Genomic DNA, 19,003 nt, shown 5'->3' on the forward strand with positions numbered 1-19,003 from the left:
AGCCCGGCACGTTCCTGATCATGGACGCCCCCCACATCGGCCGATCTTGCCGAAACCGCCCGACCGGGTTGGGCAAGATCGGCCGGATTGGGGGGTGGCAGGCGGTGGAACGCACGTCGCTTGCATCTGCGACACGGAAGTGCGAGTAGCCTTGACTCGTCTCAGAACTCACCTGCGAGCTGCGGAAGAGGGCGATCTCCGCCGTGTCGACAGAGTCGTCGCATACAAGTGCCGACCCCAAGCACACCGATTTCGGCGCCAACGAGTGGCTGGTCGACGAGCTGTACCAGAAGTACCTCGAAGACCCGAACTCCGTTGACGAAGCCTGGTGGAACTTCTTCGCGGACTACCAGCCGGACACCCGGCCGTCCGCGACCCCGGGCGTGAGCCCGGCCACCGACGGGCAGGCGGTCAAGACCGCCAACGGCACGGCAGCCCCGCCGACAACGCCGGCGCCACCGGCGCCCAAGGCCGCCCCGGCCAAGCCCGCACCGGCCAAGGCCGACGGCAGGCCGACCAAGGCCGAGAAGGCCGACAAGGCCAAGCCCGCCCCGCCCCCGGTGCCCGCCGGCGCCGAAGAGGTGCGGTTGCGCGGCGTCGCGGCCCGCACGGCCACCAACATGGAGGCCAGCCTCACGGTCCCGACCGCGACCAGCGTGCGCGCGGTCCCGGCCAAGCTGTTGATCGACAACCGCATCGTCATCAACAACCACCTCAAGCGCGGGCGCGGCGGCAAGGTCTCGTTCACCCACCTCATCGGCTACGCGATCGTCAAGGCCCTGGCGGCGATGCCGGAGATGAACGCCGCGTTCACCGAGGTCGACGGCAAGCCGGTGCTGGTCAAGCCCGAGCACGTCAACTTCGGCCTGGCCATCGACCTGCAGAAGGACGACGGCCAGCGGCAGCTGGTGGTGCCGAGCATCAAGGCCGCCGACACCCTCGACTTCCGCCAGTTCTGGGCGGCCTACGAGGAGATCGTCCGCAAGGCGCGCAACAACAAGCTGACGCTCGACGACTTCCAGGGCACCACGATCAGCCTGACCAACCCGGGCACCATCGGCACCGTGCACTCGGTGCCGCGCCTGATGCCGGGCCAGGGCACGATCATCGGCGTGGGCGCCATGGAGTACCCGGCCGAGTTCGCCGGCGCCTCCGACGAGGCCGTGGCGCGCATGGGGATCAGCAAGACCATGACGCTGACCTCCACCTACGACCACCGCATCATCCAGGGCGCGCAGTCCGGCGACTTCCTGCGCCGCATCCACGCCCTGCTGCTGGGCGAGGACGGCTTCTACGACGACATCTTCGAGGCCCTGCGCATCCCCTACGAGCCGGTGCGCTGGGTCAAGGACATCTCGGCCAGCCACGAGGACGACGTCGCCAAGGTCGCCCGGGTCCACGAGCTGATCCACGCCTACCGGGTCCGCGGCCACCTGATGGCCGACACCGACCCGCTGGAGTACAAGCAGCGCCGCCACCCCGACCTCGACATCCTCAAGCACGGCCTCACCCTGTGGGACCTCGAGCGCGAGTTCGCGACCGGCGGGTTCGGCGGCAAGCCGACCATGAAGCTGCGCGACATCCTCGGCGTGCTGCGCATGGCCTACTGCCGCACGGTCGGCATCGAGTACATGCACATGCAGGACCCCGAGGAGCGCGCCTGGATCCAGGAGCGCGTCGAGGTCCCGCACGACAAGCCCTCGCGCGACGAGCAGCTGCACGTGCTGCGCCGCCTCAACAGCGCCGAGGCGTTCGAGACGTTCCTGCAGACCAAGTTCGTCGGCCAGAAGCGCTTCTCGCTGGAGGGCGGCGAGTCGGTCATCCCGCTGCTCGACGCGGTGATCAGCTCGGCCGCCAAGGCCAAGCTGGACGAGGTCGTCATCGGGATGGCCCACCGCGGCCGCCTCAACGTGCTGGCCAACATCGTCGGCAAGTCCTACGCGCAGATCTTCGGCGAGTTCGAGGGCAACCTCGACCCGCGGTCCGCGCAGGGCTCCGGCGACGTGAAGTACCACCTGGGCGCCGAGGGCGACTTCGTCGCCGAGGACGGCTCCAAGATCCACACCGAGCTGGTCGCCAACCCCTCCCACCTGGAGACGGTCGACCCGGTGCTGGAGGGCGTCGTCCGCGCCAAGCAGGACATCCTGGACGTCGGCGAGGCGGGCTTCACGGTCCTGCCGGTGCTGATCCACGGCGACGCCGCGTTCGCCGGCCAGGGCGTGGTGGCCGAGACCCTCAACCTGTCGCAGCTGCGCGGCTACCGCACCGGCGGCAGCGTGCACGTGATCATCAACAACCAGGTGGGCTTCACCACCGCGCCGGAGTACTCGCGCTCCAGCGTCTACGCCACCGACGTGGCGCGGATGATCCAGGCACCGATCTTCCACGTGAACGGCGACGACCCCGAGGCCTGCGCCCGGGTCGCCCAGCTGGCGTTCGAATACCGCCAGACGTTCAAGAAGGACGTCGTCGTCGACATGGTCTGCTACCGGCGCCGGGGCCACAACGAGGGCGAGAACCCCTCGTTCACCCAGCCGCTGATGTACGACCTGATCGACGCCAAGCGTTCGGTCCGCAAGCTCTACACCGAGGCCCTGATCGGCCGTGGCGACATCACGGTCGAGGAGGCCGAGGCGGCGCTGCGCGACTACCAGGAGCAGCTGGAGCGCGCGTTCACCGAGACCCGCGAGGCGGTCAAGCAGCCGCCCGCGCCGGGCTCGGTCGTCAAGCCGGACGTCGAGGAGCGCATCCCGATCGACCACGGCTCGGCGGGCACCGCGATCCCGCAGGAGGTCGTGAAGCGCATCATCGAGACGCAGGTCAACCTGCCCGACGGCTTCACCGTCCACCCGCGGCTCCAGCCGATCCTCCAGCGCCGGGTGCAGTCGATCGACGACAACGCGATCGACTGGGCGACCGGGGAGCTGCTGGCCATGGGCTCGCTGCTGATCGACGGCCACCCGGTGCGCCTGGTCGGCCAGGACACCCGGCGCGGCACGTTCGGCCAGCGGCACGCGGTGCTCGTCGACCGCAAGACGGGCGAGGAGTACACCCCGCTGCGCCAGTTCGGGCAGGGCATCTCCAAGTTCTACGTGCACGACTCGCTGCTCAGCGAGTACGCGGCGATGGGCTTCGAGTACGGCTACTCGATGACCCGGCAGGACGCGCTGGTCGCCTGGGAGGCCCAGTTCGGCGACTTCGCCAACGGCGCCCAGTCGATCGTCGACGAGTACATCTCGTCCGGCGAGCAGAAGTGGGGCCAGCGCTCGGGCGTCGTGCTGCTGCTTCCGCACGGCTACGAGGGCCAGGGGCCCGACCACTCGTCCGCGCGGATCGAGCGTTACCTCCAGCTGTGCGCGCAGGACAACATGACGGTGGTCTACCCGACCACGCCGGCCAACTACTTCCACCTGCTGCGCTGGCAGGTGCTGTCCGACCGCCGCAAGCCGCTGATCGTCTTCACGCCCAAGTCGCTGCTGCGGCTCAAGGCGGCGACGTCGAGGGTCGAGGAGGTCACCGGCGGCGCGTTCCAGGCGATCATCCCGGAGAGCAACCCGGACATCCGGCCGGGCGGCGTCAAGCGCGTCCTGCTGACCACCGGCAAGATCTACTACGAGGTCGCCGGCAAGCGCGACTCGCTCGGCGCGACCGACACCGCGGTGATCCGGCTGGAGCGGCTCTACCCGCCGCCGATCGACGAGCTCAAGGCCGAGCTGGCCAAGTACCCGGCGGACGCCGAGCTGATCTACGTCCAGGACGAGCCCGCCAACATGGGCGCATGGCCGTTCCTGGCGTTGAAGCTCCAGCCGCACCTGGACGGCCGCCTGGTCAAGCGGGTGTCGCGTCCCGCGTCGTCCAGCCCGGCGGTCGGCTCTGGCAAGCTGCACGCGGCCGAGCAGGAAGCCCTGCTCGACCGGGTGTTCGGCGAGAAGACCGAGAAGAAGTAGGCACGACCCTCCCGAGGGCCCCGGCGCGGTGCGCCGGGGCCCTCGGGCCTTCACGAGGAGACCCACGCATGTACTTCACCGATCGGGGGATCGAGGAGCTCGTCGAGCGGCGCGGCGGCGAGGAGGTCAGCCTGGCGTGGCTGGGCGACCGGCTGCGCGAGTTCGTCGACCTCAACCCGGAGTTCGAGACGCCGGTGGAGCGGCTGGCGACGTGGCTGGCGCGGCTGGACGACGAGGACGACGAGTAGCGGGCGGGCGAGCGGGCCGACGGACCTGGGACGGCGCGGCAAACGCGACATATCTTGACTTTGCCGAGACGCGACATATCGTGTTAACTGGCAATGGGACGTGAGTCTCGTAGGTCGAACGGAGACGCGGATGTCACGTTGGACGATCGAAGAGCCGGCCACCCTCGGCTTCGACGGCGTGGTCGCGCTGAAGGCGACGTTGATCGCGGGCAACATCTCGGTGCTGGCCACCGAGGACACGCCCTCGATCCAGATCAGCGAGGTGGACGGGCCGCCGCTGGTGATCACCCATGAGGCGGGCATGCTGACCGTCACGCACGAGCGGATCTGGGAGGGCGTGCTCGGCTGGCTGCAACGCCAGAAGGTGTCCGCCACGGTCACCGTGACCGTCCCGCGCCAGTGCCCCGTCACGATCAACCTGGTGTCCGCGGACGCCGTGATCGCCGGGCTGGCCGCGCGCGCCTCCCTCAAGAGCGCCACCGGCAACGTCACGCTCGACGGCGTGGCCGGCGACATCGACGCCAACACCGTGTCCGGCGCGTTCGAGGCGCAGGGCGTGGACGGCAAGGTCACCTTCACCTCGGTCTCCGGCGACCTCGCGCTGGCGGGCGGCACGATCGACCGGCTCGCCGCCCGCACCGTCAGCGGGCGTGTCGCCGCCGACGTCGACCTGCTCGAGGGCGGCCGGGTCGAGGTCGCCACCGTGTCGGGCGAGGTCGCGCTGCGCGTGCCCGAGTCGGCCTCGGCCGCCGTGTCGCTCACCTCGGCCGCGGGTCACATCGAGGCCTCGTTCCCCGAGGTCGCCCGGCAGGACCGGCCGGTGGGCAGGGGCCAGGGCGGCACGATCGGCGACGGATCCGGCAGAGTGTCGGTCAACACGGTGTCGGGTGGCATCACCCTCCTCGGCCGTCCCGAGGAACCCCGGAATGGAGAGATCACGTGAGCCCCGTCTTCGGCCATGGCCGCCTCCGGCTCTACCTGCTCAAGCTGCTGGAGGAGAGCCCGCGGCACGGCTACGAGGTGATCCGCCTTCTCCAGGACCGCTTCCTCGGCGTCTACTCGCCCTCTCCCGGCACGATCTACCCGCGCCTGGCCAGGCTGGAGTCCGAGGGCCTGGTCAGCCATGAGCTGATCAAGGGCAAGAAGGTCTACTCGCTCACCGACAAGGGCCGCGCCGAGCTCGAACGGCGCATGGACGAGCTGGCCGAGCTGGAGGAGGAGATCTCCGCCTCCGCCCAGGAGTTCGCCCGCGAGGTGCAGCAGGACGTCCGCCAGACCGTGCGCTCGCTCCGCGAGGAGCTCACCCAGGCCGCCCGCGACATGCGCGACCACACGCACACCGCGTCCAAGGACGCCTGGAAGGACACCACCGAGGGGCCGCGCGACGAGTGGCGCCGCCAGAAGGACCACTGGCGCGAGCAGAAGCAGGCGTGGAAGGAGGAGTGGCGGCGCAACTGGGACGACGCCTGGAAGGCCGCCACCGGCAGCAAGGACGACATCGCGCGGCTCAAGCTCGAGCGCGCGCTCCGCACGTTCGTCGAGGACGTCCGCGGGGCGGCCAAGGACTCCCGCCTGAGCGACGACGACCTGGCCGCCGTTCAGGCCCTCCTCGAGGAGACCCGCGAACGCCTCCGCACCGAGATCCTCGACCCTCCTACGGAGTGAAGACGATCTTGCCGAAGAGCTCGCCGCCGGCCATGGCCGCGAAGCCCTCGGCCGCCTGGGCCAGCGGCAGCACCCGGTCGATCCGCGGCCGGACGCCGCTCTTCACCAGGAACCTCGCCAGCCGCTCCAGCTGGTCGCGCGTGCCCATCGTGGAGCCGACGACCGACAGCTGGAGGAAGAACACCCGGTTGAGCTCCGCCGGGGGCACCTGACCGCTGGTCGCGCCGGAGACCACGATCCGCCCGCCCGGCCGCAGCGACTTGAGCGAATGCGACCAGGTCGCCTCGCCCACCGTCTCCATGACCGCGTCGACCCGCTCGGGCAGCCGCGCACCCGGCTCGAAGACCGCGTCGGCGCCCAGCTCCAGCGCTTGCTTGCGCTTGCCGTCACTGCGGCTCGTCGCGTACACCCGGAAGCCGGCGGCGGCCCCCAGCGCGATCAGCGCCGTGGCCACCCCGCCTCCGGCGCCCTGCACCAGCACGCTCGCGCCGGGCGAGAGGCCCGCCTTGTCGAAGAGCATCCGGTAGGCGGTGAGCCAGGCGGTCGGCAGGCAGGCGGCCTCCTCGAACGACAGCTCGGCCGGCTTGGGCACCAGGTTGCGCCGCGGCACCGCGACCTTCTCGGCGAACGTGCCGTCGTGCGTCTCCGACAGCAGCGACCGCTTGGGGTCGAGCGTCTCGTCCCCGCCGCCGCGGCCCGGATCGCCGATCACCGAGTGCACGATGACCTCGTTGCCGTCCTCGTCGATCCCCGCGGCGTCGCAGCCGAGGATGATCGGCAGGCGGTCCTCCCGCAGCCCCACCCCCTTGAGCGACCAGAGGTCGTGGTGGTTGAGGGCGGTCGCCCTGACGGTGACCGTCGTCCACCCCTCCGGCACCTGCGGATCGGGCCGCTCCCCCAGCGTCAGCCCGTTCAGCGGATTGTCAGCGTCGAACCCGGAAGCCGTTACAGCGAACATGCCCCGCACCCTACCCCCGCGCTGATCGACGCCCGCTCACGAGTCCCAGCGCCGCAGCACCGGGAACGACACGACCGCCACCAGCAGGGACAGCACGCCGCCCACGAGCCAGGGCGCGACCAGGCCGAACTCGCCGGCCACGAAGCCGCCGGCGAGGGCGCCGAGCGGGGTCGCCCCGTAGGCCAGCATCCGCCCGGCGCTGGTGACCCGGCCGAGCAGCTCGTTGGGGATGAGCCGCTGCCGGACCGACACCGACACCACGTTCCACATCGCCAGGGCGACCGAGAACACGGTGAACAGGCCGACGACGACCAGGGCGTTCCGCCCGAACACCCCGATCGCCAGCCAGGCGCTCGGGCTGATCACCTGGACCGCGATGGCGACCTCCCGGGCGCCGAACCGCGCGACCACCCAGCCGCTGACGAGACTGCCGAGCACGCCGCCCGCGGCCATCGCGGCCAGCAGCACGCCGAAGCCGACGTCGCCGAGGCCCAGCACGTCGCGGGCGAACAACACCAGCAGCGACAACGCCATCGCCTCGGCGAAGTTGCCCGCCGCGGCGATCAGGGTGAGGGCGCGCGGCAGCCGTGCCTTGGCCAGCCAGCGCAGCCCCTCGCCGATCTCGGCGAACATGCCCCGCGGCACCGGTCCGTCCGGCACCTGGCGGGGCAGGGGCTCGGGCGTCCGGATCCGGGTGATCAGCACCATCGAGGCCAGGAACGTCACCGCGTCCACCCAGAACGGCGTCGGCATCGCGAACGCGAACAGGGCGGCGCCCAGCGGCGGGCCGAGGAACTCGCGCGACACCGACTCGGCGGCGATGAGCCGCCCGTTGGCCTTCTCCAGCTCCTCGGGCCGCACGATGGCGGGCACGAACGCCTGGCTGGCACCGGTGAACAGGATGTCCCCGCAGCCGATCCCGAACGCGAAGACGTAGATCATCCAGATCTGGGCCAGGTCGGCGGTGGCGACCAGCGCGATGAGCGTGACCAGCAGCAGTTGCCCGATCTGCGTCCCGATCATGAGGCGGCGCCGGTCGACCCGGTCCACGATCACCCCGCCGAACAGGGCCAGCACGAGCCAGGGCAGCCGCCCGGCGAACACCACCCCGGCGATCAGCCGCGGATCGCTGGTCATGGCCGCGGCCATGAGGGGCAGCGCCGCCAGCAGGACGCCGTCGCCGAGCGTGGAGATCAGGCTCGCCGACCACAGGTGCGCGAACGCGCGGCGCTCGCGGCGGCGGGCGGTGCCGGCCGGTGCCGGCGTCAGTTCGCTGGTGCTCATGCCGCCTCTCCTTCATGGTCGTGGTGGTAGACGACGGCCGAACGGGTGCCGGCGTTGCCGCTGATGCCGATGACGGCGCTCTCCCCCGCCGGAAGCGTCCGGGCCTCCAGGCCCGCGTGTCCCAGCGGGGTGTAGAAGAACCCGTAGACGGCGTTCCAGATGCGTTCCGCGCCGGTGACCGGGTCGAGCACCGTCTCCGGGCGCGGGACGACGCGTTCCTGCACGACGCACCCGTCCACGGCCTTGGCCCGCAGCAGCGGCAGCCAGTCCCGCTCCGCGACCTTCCAGCCGGGCACCACCCCGTAACCGCCGTACCGCCCGTTGGGCTTGACGATCAGGCTCCGGTGCCGGCGGCGGCACTCGTCCACCAGGTCCGGGTCGCGGTCGAACGTGCCCGCGTCCAGGACCCGCGTCCAGGGCAGCACCCGGTCGATCAGCTCCCGTTCACGGGTGGTGAACCGCTCGCGCGCGGCGGGCTCCGACATGAGCGCCATGCAGGTCTTCTCGCAGAAGATGTTGCTCTCCAGCGGGGTCCACAGGACCGCGCGCCCCTCCTCGTGGGCCCGGAAGACCAGCTCGGCGTACCGGACGGCGTCGGGGTCGCCGGCGAGCTGGTCGGCCTCGAACCCGCGGTAGACGACGTCGATCGGCCTGCCGCGCAGGCACAACCGTCCCCGCCGTTCGGACAGCTCGGTCACCTCGCCGATGTGGAAGTCCAGCCCGAGCCAGCGCATCTGGTCCTGGAGCACGCGCCAGCTGTGGCATCCGGCCAGCGCGCCGGGGCCTTCCAGGAGCGCGACCACCGGGTCCCGGCCGGGCGCCACGGTGGCGCCGAGCTGCCGCAGCAGCCCGGCCAGGTAGCGGCCGTGGTGGGTGTAGCCCAGCCCGTGCTCGTCGGCGAACGCCGCGAACTCCCGGTCCCCGAGCAGGCAGCGGCACATCTCCCCGGCGCGGTCCCAGCCGCCGAGCTCGCTGCCGGTGCCGAACTCCAGGACCTTCATCGACGTGCCGTCGTGGTAGACGTCCGCACGCCCGCACAGCGGCGCGGTGGTGGCCCCGAGCCGGCGCATCAGCGCCGCCCGCTCGCCCGTGACGTGCACGGCCGCGCAGAAGCGGTCCATGTCGCCGTCGAACAGGCGCTCGGGCAGGGCCATGAGCAGCCCGGCCAGCCGCTGGAGGTCGGCGGCGAACGACCGGACCTCCCGGCGTCCGAGGAAGAGCGGCCGGGGCAGGTAGTCCCCGGGCCAGCGCTCCAGCGTGGGGTGCTTCTCCAGGCGCTCGGTGAGGTCGAGGAACCGGCTCCCCCGCGACAGGGCCCGCGCGTTGAAGGCCGCCGCGACTCGATCGGCCGCCATGTCAGGCCCCCTTCGACCAGAGCTCGGGAACGCGGGCCCAGGTCCCGCAGCCCGCGCGCCCGATGGGCTCGGCGACCAGCTCGTACCGCCGCATGACCTCCAGCACCGCGCGGCGCACGACCGCGTGGCCGGAGCCGCGCAGCCGGAACCGGCCGCCGATGTGGTCGTAGCCGCCGGCGCCGTCGAAGACCGCGCCGGCGTCGGGCACGACCTCGGCGTACACCTCGGGCACGACGCCCAGCATCGACGTGCGCGACACCACCCGGCTCGGCAGCGGCCGCGGTTCGGGGACGCTGACCCAGCCTCCGCCCCCGGCGTCCGGCCGGAACGCCGTGCGCGGGGTGAGCGGCGGCAGCCCGAGCGTCGCGCGGAACGCCTCCCCGAACAGGTCGATCCCGAACAGGTCGCGGTGGACGAAGGCGACCTCGGCGCCGCCCGGCCGCAGGCCGATCTCCAGGAAGACCAGCTCGCCGCCGGGCCGCTCGAAGACCTCGAGATGGAACGGGCCGTCCCGGAGCCCGAAGGCGTCCAGGCAGCGCGACGCGAACGCGATCAGCCGGTCGCGCCGGGAACCGTCGTCCAGCAGCACCGAGCCGAGCGGGACGCCGGCCATGAAGTCCAGGCAGGTGTTGACGTAGGCGGACGCGCTGACGAAGTGGAACAGCCCGCCGCGCCGCACGCCGTCGACGTGGTGGATGTCGCCCGCCACGTACTCCTCGGCCTCGTGGCCCGCCGGATCGACCTCGGCCAGCCTGCCGGCGAGCGCCGCCGCCGTCCACGCCAGGACCACGCCCTGCGAGCCGGCGCCGTCCCGCGGTTTCAGGACGACCGGCAGGCCCAGCTCGGCCACGACGTCCTCGGCGCGCACGCCGTCGGCGAGGGTCAGGAAGCGCGGCACCGGGATCCCGGCGGCCGCGACGACCTCCTTCATCCGGGGTTTGTCGCGGAAGGCGCGGACGAAGCCGGGACGCCATCCCGGCAGGTCCAGGGCCTCGCGCAGCCGCGCCGCCGTCAGCACGTCGCGTTCGGAGATCCCCACCACGCCGTCGAACGGCCCGGCCGTGGCGTGGAGCCGCCGGGCGACCGGCAGCACCGTCTCCAGGCCGAGGTCGCCGACCACGACCGTGTCGAGCGCGCCCGCGGTGTCCAGGGGCGCCAGCCCGTGCCGTGACGTGATGTACGCCAGCCGGTGGTCGCCGGGCGGCACGAACCGGTGGTACTCGCCGAACTCGTCGTCGAACCGGTTGAGGACCAGGTACCTAGCCATGGTCGGCCTCCCCGAACCGCACCGAGCCGGTGATCTCGTGCCAGCGCGCGACCGCGTCGGCGTACGAGTCCGCCGTGTAGATCACGTGACCGAGCCGGGACCGGAAGTCCTCCAGGGGAGGCACCGGATCACCGGGCGACACGTACAGCTCCGCGTCGAGGACGTCGCCGGCCGCGCGCCACCGCTCCCAGCCGGTCACCGTGCCGAGCCTCGCCACGCCCGGCGCGATGAGCAGGGCTATGCCCGCGTACTTGGCGCGCGGGGCGCGGGGCGGGGCCACCGTGGCGAGGTCCAGGCCGGTGGCGGCGGCCAGCATGACGGCGGGCAGCGAGACGCCGGTGGCGAGCTCGACGAGGTCGACGATGTGACCGCCGGGCAGCCGGGCGCCGATCTCGATCAGCACCGGCTCCCCGTCCACGAGCCGCAGCTCGCAGTGGAACGGGCCGAGCGTCAGGCCGAGCGCCGCGCACAGGTCGCGGACGTAGGTCTCGACGGCGTCCCGCTCGGACCGCGGCAGGTCGGCCTGCGCGATGTGGCCGGTCTCGACGAACGTGGGCTCGGGGCCGAGGAACTTGGCCGTGACGGACGCGATGACGACCGAGCCGTCCGCCACGTACCCCTCGACGGTGAGCTCGGGGCCGTCGAGATACTCCTCGACGACCGCCCGGCCGTCCATGCCGCGTCCGAGGTCGGTGCGCGGATCGCCGGTCATCCGCTCGTAGGCGCGCAGCAGGGCCGCCGCGTCGTCCGCGCGGGAGACGTGCACGCTGCCCGCCGAGTCGCGCGGCTTGAGGACGAGCGGGTAGCCGACGCGTTCACCGGCGGCGCGCAGCTCGCCGGCCGTCGAGACCGTGGCGAGACGGGGCACGCGCAGCCCGGCGGCGGCGGCCTTCGCGCGCATGGCGGCCTTGTCGCGCAGCCCCGGGGCCGCCGTCACCGGCAGGCCGGGCAGGCCGAGCCGTTCGGCGAGCCCGGCCACTGCCTCCACGTAGAACTCGAAGCCCGCGATGATCCCGGTGAGCGGGCGTTCGGCGTGCAGGCCGAGCACCGCCCGGGTGAGCGCCTCCTCGTCGTTGGCGTCCAGGACCACCAGGCGGTCGGCCGCCGCGCGCACGGCGTCCGGCAGCAGCCGGTCGCCCTCGTCGTGGGAGACGACGATCGTCTCCAGGCCCAGCTCCCGCGCCCGCAGCAGCACGCCGAGGCAGGCCAGGGCGGGCTCGACCAGCAGGACGCGTCCGCGTCCGCTCTCTCGTACCTGTGCCGCGCTCACAGGTCGACCACCAGATCCGTCGCCGGCTGGGACACGCACAGCAGGACCTCCCCGTTGTCGGGCTCCACGTCGGGAGCCATGTGATAGACGACCGAGCCCTGTTTCAGCCCGGTGGCGCAGGTGCCGCAGACCCCGGCCCAGCACAGCGACTCCACCTCGACATCGCGGCCCTCGGCGAACCTCAGCAGCGAGTCGTCCTCCCAGTCCCACTCGTACTCGTCGCCGGTCCGGGCGAAGCGCACCCGCGGCGCGGTGAGCGCCTCCAGCACCTCACCGGACCCGAGCGGCGGGATCGTGCGGCGCAGCAGCGTCGACTCGCGGGACGCGTCGAGCAGGGACAGCCGGCCGGCCGGCAGCACGGCCGGGTCCGCGGGCGTGAATCCCTGCCGGGCGAACCATCCGGTCGTCGTGCGCGAGAACAGCACGACCTCGGCGTAGCCCTCGCGGCGGGCGGCGCCGACCATGCAGGCCAGCAGGATGCGGCCGAGGCCGAGCCCCTGCCACTGCGCCGTGACGGCCACGTTGTAGATCTCGGCGGTGTCCCCGACCCGGCTGAGCCCGGCGCAGCCCGCGAGGTCCCCGCCGGCCTCCAGGACGAACAGCTCTTCGGCGTGCTCGCCGAAGAACTCCCGGTCGCGGGGAATCAGGGCGCCCGACGTCATGAACGGCCGGGACAGCGCGTACAGGCCGTCCAGGTCGCCGCCGGCGGCGGTCCGGAACCGTACGTCGACGGTGTCGGCCCCGCCCCGGCTCAGGACGAGCTCGACGTCGCGATGCTCGATCTCGCGGTGTTCGGAGGCATGGCCGGTCATCGGCGGCGCCTCCCCTCGACGTAGGACTCCAGGACGCCGCGGCGGCGGACGTCGAGGCTGCAGCAGTGGAACCCGCCGCCGAACGTGCGGCCGTGCCGGTACGGCACGGGCACGACCGTGAGCCCCTCCTTCTCCAGCAGCCGCATCAGCCCGGTCTGCGCCTCGGGCACGATCACGGTCTCCCGGTCGACCGAGACGACGTTCATGCCGATCCAGGTCGAGGCGCGGGGCCAGTCCAGCCCGTGGCCGTCGTCGGCGGGCTCGTCGAACCAGAGCGTCTTCCAGGACCGCAGCGGCGCCGGGACGTCGCCGGGGCCGAGCCGTCCGGCGTTGGCGAGCAGCAGGCCGGGGCGCAGCAGATGGAGCGTGGTCCCGACGTGGTCGTCGCTGATCTCGATCTCGTGCACGGTGAAGCCGTCGCCGAGCGCGCGGGCGAGCCAGCGCGCCGCGAGCCGGTTGCCGGTGTTGCTGACGTTGAAGAACAGGTCGGTGCCGCACCGGATGACGTTGGCGGCGTCGAACAGCGGCTCGGTCTCCGCGAGGACGGGCCGGCCGTCCGGCGCGTAGCGATAGGTGTCGTCGGCCAGTTGCGGGCGGGGCGCCGCGAGCCACCTCGCCCCGGCCGCGAAGTACTCGATGAGCAGCTCGCGGAACGGGAAGGTCTCGGCGTAGCGGGCGCGCACCGGCATCGGCGCCTCGATCACCGTCGAGCCGACCACCAGCAGGCAGTCGCGCGGCATGAGGGCGTGGTTGGCGGTGCTCTCCCAGCCGGGCAGCGCGACCGGTTCGCCCAGGCCGGTGGGCGCGGCCCACGGCTCGGGCCGCCGGACGCGCACGCCGAGCTCGATCAGGGCGGCGGAGAAGGCCGCGAGGTCCTCCTCGGTCTCCTCGACGACGCGGGCGAGGCGCGCCGCGTCCACCCGTTCGGCGAGCTCGGGACCGCCGTCGCGGATCTGGAAGAAGTGGCGCAGCGAGGTGTCCACCGCCGGGAGGTGGTAGCCGTTCGCCGTTCCGACGACGATCTCCTCCAGCGGGTCGAAGTCGTTGTAGGAGCTGACGAGGCCGGTCATCGGTCGTCCTTTCGGCGGGTGAGCGCGAGGCCGTAGGGCTGGTCGAGCGCCATGAGCTCGATGTGGTTGACGTTCACGTGCGCGGGACTGCGGTAGGCCCAGACCACGGCCTCGGCCACGTCGCCGGGGGCGAGCGGCTCGATGCCCGCGTAGAGCGCGGCGGCGCGCTCGCCGTCGCCGCCGAAGCGGACCGTCGCGAACTCGCTGCGGACCATGCCGGGCGCCACGCAGGTGACCCGGACGCCGCTGCCGTGCACGTCCACCCGCAGGTTGTCGGTGAGGTGGTGGACGAACGCCTTGCTCGCGGCGTACACGTTGCCGCCCATGAACGGGTACTCGGCCGCGAGCGAGCCGATGTTGACGATGTGGCCCCGGCCCGCCGCGCGCATGCCGGGCAGCACGGCCCGGGTGCAGGCGAGCAGCCCCTCGACGTTGGTCTGGATCATCGTGTGCCAGTCGGCGGGGTCGCCGTCGTCGAACGGGCCGAGGCCCAGCGACAACCCGGCGTTGTTGACCAGCAGGTCGATGGCCGACCCGTCGGCGGTCAGCGCACCGGCGGCGGCGGCGACGGCGGCCGGGTCCCGGACGTCGACCGCGGTGGCGCGCACCAGGTCGCCGTGCCGGTCCGCGAGCTCCGCGAGCCGGTCCTCACGGCGTGCCCAGACGGCCACGCGGTGCCCCTCCTTGAGGAGCCGGTCGGCGACCGCCCGGCCGATGCCGGCGGAGGCGCCGGTCACCACGGCCCATCCCGCGGTCATCGCACGGCCCCCTCGGTCATACCGGCGTGTCGTCCGGTCATTTCGGCGTGCGGCCGGAAAGGGCATTTCCAGCCGGCGTCGACGGCCCGGCCCGAGTACTGCGCCGCTTCCGAGAACTCACCGAACTCCGCGAGATTGGGATTGACCGAACCCTGGATCTCGATCTCTCGGGCCCGTGTCTCCTGTTGCAGACGCTGGTAGATGCCGCGTTCTTTGAGACGTTCGAACTGCACGTGCGAATTGAACGCCAGGGCCGGGAACGGAAAACGCCGGGTGATCCGTTCCGCGTTCGGGTGAAGTCCCACGACGAAGAACGGATGGCCTCCCACGCTGAAACCGAAACGCGGCGAGGACGGGTCCGGATCGACCTCGTCCGACCATGCGCAGAGGTCCGAATCGAGGTCGTGCAGCCGTTGCAGCTGGTGCCAGAGTTCCTCCTCGAACTCCATCTCGCTCAGTTCCGCCGGCCCGTCGAAGGTCGCCACGAACGACGCCAGCAGAAGATCGATCTCGTCCTTGCGGCCGGCGAACCCGGCCAGGTCGGCGTGCAGGGTCTCGGTGGTGCCCTCGTCCCCCATCACGCCGTAGTGGCGGTGCACGATGGTGCCCCGCCGCCATGCGGTCTTGGCGGCGACGCACGAGAACGACCCGCCCGTCACCTTGCCGCCGAACGACCTCAAGACGTCGTCGTCCCCCGGTCTCCTGTCCCTGCTCTCCACGAACTCCCCCGTCGCAGTAGTGGTGCTCACGCTCGAATCCCGTCGGTGGTCCCCCATGGATCGGCCGTGGCCCCCCTCGGGTGGCCACGGCCGATCGACCGGTCTCAGATCTCGGCGAGCGCGCGCTCCGCCGTCGCCCCCGCGGCGTCCCGGCGTCCCGCGGTCGCCTCGTACAACTCCGCGAAGTAGTCGCCGATCAGGTCGATGTAGGTCGCCAGGTCCCGGTAGGCCTGCTCGGAGCTGCCGAAGCCCTCGACCGCGAGCGACACCGTCTTGAACATCAGCTCGTCGTGGTCGTGGTCCTCGTCGAAGTCCAGATGGGACTGCGAGCCGCGGGTGTTCTCACGCCCGAACTCGGCGGTGGCCCGGTCGAGGATCGTCTGGTTGTAGCGGTCGGAGTACCACTCGACGAACCAGTCCCACACCGTCGTCGGCGCCGGGCCGCGCGAGTCGGCGGCGAGCCGCAGGTACCCCATCAGCTTCGCGGTCGACGGGAACACCGGCGTGGCGTTCAGGGCCTCGAGGCTGAGCCCGAACTTGACCAGGTCGCGCGTGAACATGTTCTCGTGGCCGTACTCCTCGGCCAGGTACTGCGCGAGCTTGGCCGCGAGGGCGTCGTCCTTGGAGCCCACCTTGAACAGGGCGTAGGAGTCGACCTCGTTGTTGAGGCGGATCCGCAGCACCGTCTCGGTCTTGTGCCGGATGAAGTACTCCCGGTCGGTCCATTCTCCGGCGTGGAAGTCGCGCATCCGCGGAACGCGTGCGAACTGCCGTTCCATGCATTCCTCGGCGAGGCCCTGGAGGAACTGCCGATCCAGCTTTGCCACCTTTGATCTCCCCTTGCGTTCTGTCGTTCTCGGGTCGTACGGGTCCTACGAACGCATCCTTCGGGAACGCGGGCGGCGGCTGACAGAGCCAATCGGGAGCGCTTGGCCCCATGCCCGCCGGCTGAATGGCCGTATCCGGCCGTCCAACCGCGAGGTGACCCGAAGGGTCGGGAGAAGTGAGAAACCGGGTCGCTCGTGGTGCGAACCACTTCCCGAGCAGCGTGACGGGCATCACATCCGGAGGCCCGACCGCCGTTGGACAGCCGCCGAATCCACCTTGTGAGCCGTGCGGGGGGCTGCGACCCTGTCCAGGTTCTGGCACGGCTCCCGCGCTCCACAAGGGCTGACGGCAGCCGACGCGACAGAGAAGGGAACCCCTCCACCCCATGGCTGGTTCCAGGGTGAATCGATCATTCAACTCGATCAGTGCGGAACAACTCGCCAGGGTCCTCGGCCCCTGGTCACACTCGGGGGCGATCTACGAGGACCTCGCCTCGGCCATCCGTCACGTCATCACCGACGGCCGGCTCCAGCCCGACACCCGCGTGCCCGCCGAACGGGTGCTGGCCCGCCACCTGGGCGTGAGCCGCAACTCGGTGGCGGCGGCGTACGACCTGCTCCGCGAGGAGGGCTACCTGCACAGCCGCCGCGGCGCGGGCAGCTATGTCTCGCTCCCGACGCGGGCGGGCACGCCGCGCGTCGTGACCTGGGCGGCCGACGGCACCCCGGCGGAGATCGACTTCGCCCTGGCCGCCCTCCCGGCGCCGGAGCCGCTGTTCACCGAGGCCATGGTGGGCACCGCCGCCGAGCTGGCGCAGCACACCGGCCAGACCGGCTACGACCTGACCGGCGTGCCCTCGCTGCGCAAGGCCATCGCGGACCGGTACACCCTGCGCGGGCTGCCCACCCGGCCCGAAGAGATCATGGTGACGAACGGGGCGCAGCAGTCCTGGGCACTGCTGCTCCGGCTGCTGTCCGGGAACGGCGACCGGGTCCTGATGGAGTCGCCGGGCCATCCCACCGTCCACAACGCCGTCCGGCTGGCCGGCGGGCGGCCGGTCTCGGTGTCCGTCGGTCCCGCGGGATGGGACGTCGACATGATCCGGACGACCCTCCAGCGTGCCCGGCCGGTGCTGGGCTACCTCATGCCGGACTTCCAGAACCCCACCGGCCACGTGATGCCGGCCGCCGCCCGGCGCGCCGTCGCCGTGGCCGCCCGCGAGGCCGGCACCCGGCTGGTGGTCGAGGACACCGTCGCCGAGCTCGGCATCGGGCCCGGCCTCCTCCCGGCCCCGCTCGCGGCCTACGGCACCCCGGCGCGCGTCATCACGATCGGCTCCATGAGCAAGGTCTGCTGGGGCGGTCTGCGGGTCGGCTGGATCCGCACGACCGCCTCGATGATCGCCCGGCTGGCCCGGGTGCGCGAGTCGATGGACGCGGGTAACCCGATCGTCCAGCAGTTCATGACCGTGCGCCTCCTCGCCGGCTACGACGGGCTGATCGTGGCCCGGCGGCGGCTGCTCGCCGAACGGCTGCGGGTGCTGGCCGGCGCGCTCCGCGACCAGCTCCCCGCCTGGTCGTTCACCGAGCCGCCCGGCGGGCTGGTCCTGTGGGCCCGCCTCGACCGGCCCGTCAGCACGCGCCTGGCGCGGGCGGCGGCCGACCACGGCGTGCGCGTCCCCGCCGGGCCGCGCTTCGGGCTGGGCGGGACGTTCGAGAACTACCTGCGCGTTCCGTTCGTCCAGCCGCCGGAGACGCTGGTCGAGGGCGTGCGGCGGCTCGCCCAGGCCGAGCGCGACCTCGGCGGGCGCGATCCCGGGGACGCTCCGGGGGACGGCCCGGGGGACGGTGCCAAGCCCTCCCGATTGGCCCTGCACTCCGTCTGACGCCGGGTGACACGCTCGGACGCGTGCTCAGCCCTACATATCGAGTCTCAGAGTTGTGGCGTTATCCGGTGAAGTCGATGGGCGGCCAGCGCGTGACCGGCCTGGACCTTGGCCCGCACGGCGCCGCCGGGGACCGCGCCTTCGCCCTGGCCGACGCCCGTACCGGCAAGGTCCTGACCGCCAAGCGCCTGCCCGTGCTGCTGCTCGCCCGCGCCCGCCTCGTCGCGGGCGGCGGGACGGCGCACGGGGAGGCGGACCCGGCGGCGTACGAGGCGGCGTACGAGGCGGAGATCGTCCTGCCCACCGGCGTCCGCGTGCGCAGTTCCGACCCCGCCGTCGACCTGGTGCTGAGCGCCTGGCTGGAACGTCCCGTCCATCTGCTCCGCGCGGCGGCCCGGGACACCCGGGCCGAGGAGTGGGGGAAGGACCGGGTGGAGGACTACGACCAGGACGGGACGCCCGGTTCCTTCGAGCTTCCCGGCTGGGGCCTGGTGGACGAGGCGCCGCTGCACATCGTCAGCCGCGACGTCCTGCGCGCCGCCCGGCGACGGCACCCGGAGGGCGCCTGGGAGGTCCGCCGTTTCCGTCCCAACATCGTCCTGGAGGGGCCGGGCGACCGGCGGCTCATCGGCCACGACCTGGCCCTGGGCACCGCCCGCGTCCAGGTGACCGGGGACTGCCGGCGCTGCGTCATGATCACTCAGCCGCAGCACGGCCTGGCGGCCGACCGCGGGCTGCTCCGGGCGGTCACCGCCGGCTTCGCCGCCGCCCTCGGCGTCTATGCCGACGTCACCCGCCAGGGCACGGTCTCCCTGGGCGACCCCACGGCCCCGGACGCACCTGCCCAGAACACGGCGGCCCAGAACACGGCGGGGGCGGCCGGTCCCGCTCTCGCGGAGCCGGCCGCCCCCGTCACGTGACCCGCGGGCCTGCCCGC

At 72.3% G+C, this 19,003-nt stretch carries 16 protein-coding genes; 6 read left to right on the top strand and 10 right to left on the bottom strand.

The genetic code is table 11. The features are described 5' to 3' along the window. The first annotated feature begins 203 nt into the window (after positions 1 to 203). The 4 genes from ABZ810_RS30600 to ABZ810_RS30615 all read left to right on the top strand — a co-directional run bounded on the left by ABZ810_RS30600 (position 204) and on the right by ABZ810_RS30615 (position 5,860). Positions 204 to 3,947 (top strand): multifunctional oxoglutarate decarboxylase/oxoglutarate dehydrogenase thiamine pyrophosphate-binding subunit/dihydrolipoyllysine-residue succinyltransferase subunit, encoded by a 3,744-nt coding sequence (locus ABZ810_RS30600; protein ID WP_358409240.1) that lies wholly within the window; start codon positions 204 to 206, stop codon positions 3,945 to 3,947. A gap of 68 nt (positions 3,948 to 4,015) precedes the next feature. After that, positions 4,016 to 4,195 (top strand): DUF6104 family protein, encoded by a 180-nt coding sequence (locus tag ABZ810_RS30605; RefSeq protein ID WP_358409242.1) that lies wholly within the window; start codon positions 4,016 to 4,018, stop codon positions 4,193 to 4,195. A gap of 130 nt (positions 4,196 to 4,325) precedes the next feature. Continuing rightward, complete coding sequence (locus ABZ810_RS30610; protein WP_358409243.1) at positions 4,326 to 5,138, top strand: DUF4097 family beta strand repeat-containing protein; 813 nt, start codon at positions 4,326 to 4,328, stop codon at positions 5,136 to 5,138. Beyond that, positions 5,135 to 5,860, top strand: coding sequence for a helix-turn-helix transcriptional regulator (locus ABZ810_RS30615; protein WP_358409244.1), 726 nt, complete (start codon positions 5,135 to 5,137; stop codon positions 5,858 to 5,860). Before ABZ810_RS30610 ends, ABZ810_RS30615 begins: the two co-directional genes overlap by 4 nt. On the opposite strand, the gene ABZ810_RS30620 is transcribed toward ABZ810_RS30615, so the two are convergent. From ABZ810_RS30620 to ABZ810_RS30665, 10 genes are read right to left on the bottom strand one after another with little or no spacing between them, the layout of a single operon-like run. After that, positions 5,850 to 6,818, bottom strand: coding sequence for a zinc-binding dehydrogenase (locus ABZ810_RS30620; protein ID WP_358409246.1), 969 nt, complete (start codon positions 6,816 to 6,818; stop codon positions 5,850 to 5,852). The two genes, ABZ810_RS30615 and ABZ810_RS30620, sit on opposite strands and share 11 nt — an antisense overlap. 36 nt (positions 6,819 to 6,854) lie before the next feature. Beyond that, a complete protein-coding gene (locus ABZ810_RS30625; protein ID WP_358409248.1) occupies positions 6,855 to 8,102 on the bottom strand; it encodes an MFS transporter in 1,248 nt (415 codons plus the stop codon). Then, positions 8,099 to 9,457 (bottom strand): hypothetical protein, encoded by a 1,359-nt coding sequence (locus tag ABZ810_RS30630; RefSeq protein ID WP_358409250.1) that lies wholly within the window; start codon positions 9,455 to 9,457, stop codon positions 8,099 to 8,101. The genes ABZ810_RS30625 and ABZ810_RS30630 overlap by 4 nt, the downstream gene beginning before the upstream one ends. Before the next feature lies 1 nt (position 9,458). Continuing rightward, positions 9,459 to 10,724: a hypothetical protein gene (locus ABZ810_RS30635; protein WP_358409252.1), complete on the bottom strand. Its 1,266-nt coding sequence runs from the start codon at positions 10,722 to 10,724 to the stop codon at positions 9,459 to 9,461. After that, entirely contained in the window at positions 10,717 to 11,994 is a 1,278-nt protein-coding gene (locus ABZ810_RS30640; RefSeq protein ID WP_358409254.1) for an ATP-grasp domain-containing protein, read from the bottom strand. The genes ABZ810_RS30635 and ABZ810_RS30640 overlap by 8 nt, the downstream gene beginning before the upstream one ends. Further along, complete coding sequence (locus ABZ810_RS30645; RefSeq protein WP_358409256.1) at positions 11,991 to 12,806, bottom strand: GNAT family N-acetyltransferase; 816 nt, start codon at positions 12,804 to 12,806, stop codon at positions 11,991 to 11,993. The genes ABZ810_RS30640 and ABZ810_RS30645 overlap by 4 nt, the downstream gene beginning before the upstream one ends. Further along, positions 12,803 to 13,876: a glycine amidinotransferase gene (locus ABZ810_RS30650; RefSeq protein WP_358409258.1), complete on the bottom strand. Its 1,074-nt coding sequence runs from the start codon at positions 13,874 to 13,876 to the stop codon at positions 12,803 to 12,805. Before ABZ810_RS30650 ends, ABZ810_RS30645 begins: the two co-directional genes overlap by 4 nt. Further along, on the bottom strand, positions 13,873 to 14,634 hold the full coding sequence (locus tag ABZ810_RS30655) for an SDR family NAD(P)-dependent oxidoreductase (RefSeq protein ID WP_358409260.1): 762 nt from the start codon (positions 14,632 to 14,634) through the stop codon (positions 13,873 to 13,875). The genes ABZ810_RS30650 and ABZ810_RS30655 overlap by 4 nt, the downstream gene beginning before the upstream one ends. Further along, complete coding sequence (gntA, locus tag ABZ810_RS30660) at positions 14,631 to 15,410, bottom strand: guanitoxin biosynthesis heme-dependent pre-guanitoxin N-hydroxylase GntA (protein WP_358409262.1); 780 nt, start codon at positions 15,408 to 15,410, stop codon at positions 14,631 to 14,633. The genes ABZ810_RS30655 and gntA overlap by 4 nt, the downstream gene beginning before the upstream one ends. A 47-nt stretch (positions 15,411 to 15,457) precedes the next feature. Beyond that, complete coding sequence (locus ABZ810_RS30665) at positions 15,458 to 16,180, bottom strand: iron-containing redox enzyme family protein (protein WP_358409264.1); 723 nt, start codon at positions 16,178 to 16,180, stop codon at positions 15,458 to 15,460. Between the two features lie 401 nt (positions 16,181 to 16,581). On the opposite strand from ABZ810_RS30665, the gene ABZ810_RS30670 reads away from it, so the two are divergent. Next, entirely contained in the window at positions 16,582 to 18,066 is a 1,485-nt protein-coding gene (locus ABZ810_RS30670; protein WP_358409265.1) for a PLP-dependent aminotransferase family protein, read from the top strand. Between the two features lie 53 nt (positions 18,067 to 18,119). Beyond that, complete coding sequence (locus ABZ810_RS30675; protein WP_358409266.1) at positions 18,120 to 18,986, top strand: MOSC N-terminal beta barrel domain-containing protein; 867 nt, start codon at positions 18,120 to 18,122, stop codon at positions 18,984 to 18,986. Positions 18,987 to 19,003 lie beyond the last annotated feature (17 nt).

It is taken from the genome of Spirillospora sp. NPDC047279 (assembly GCF_040643285.1).
Lineage (GTDB): Bacteria > Actinomycetota > Actinomycetes > Streptosporangiales > Streptosporangiaceae > Spirillospora.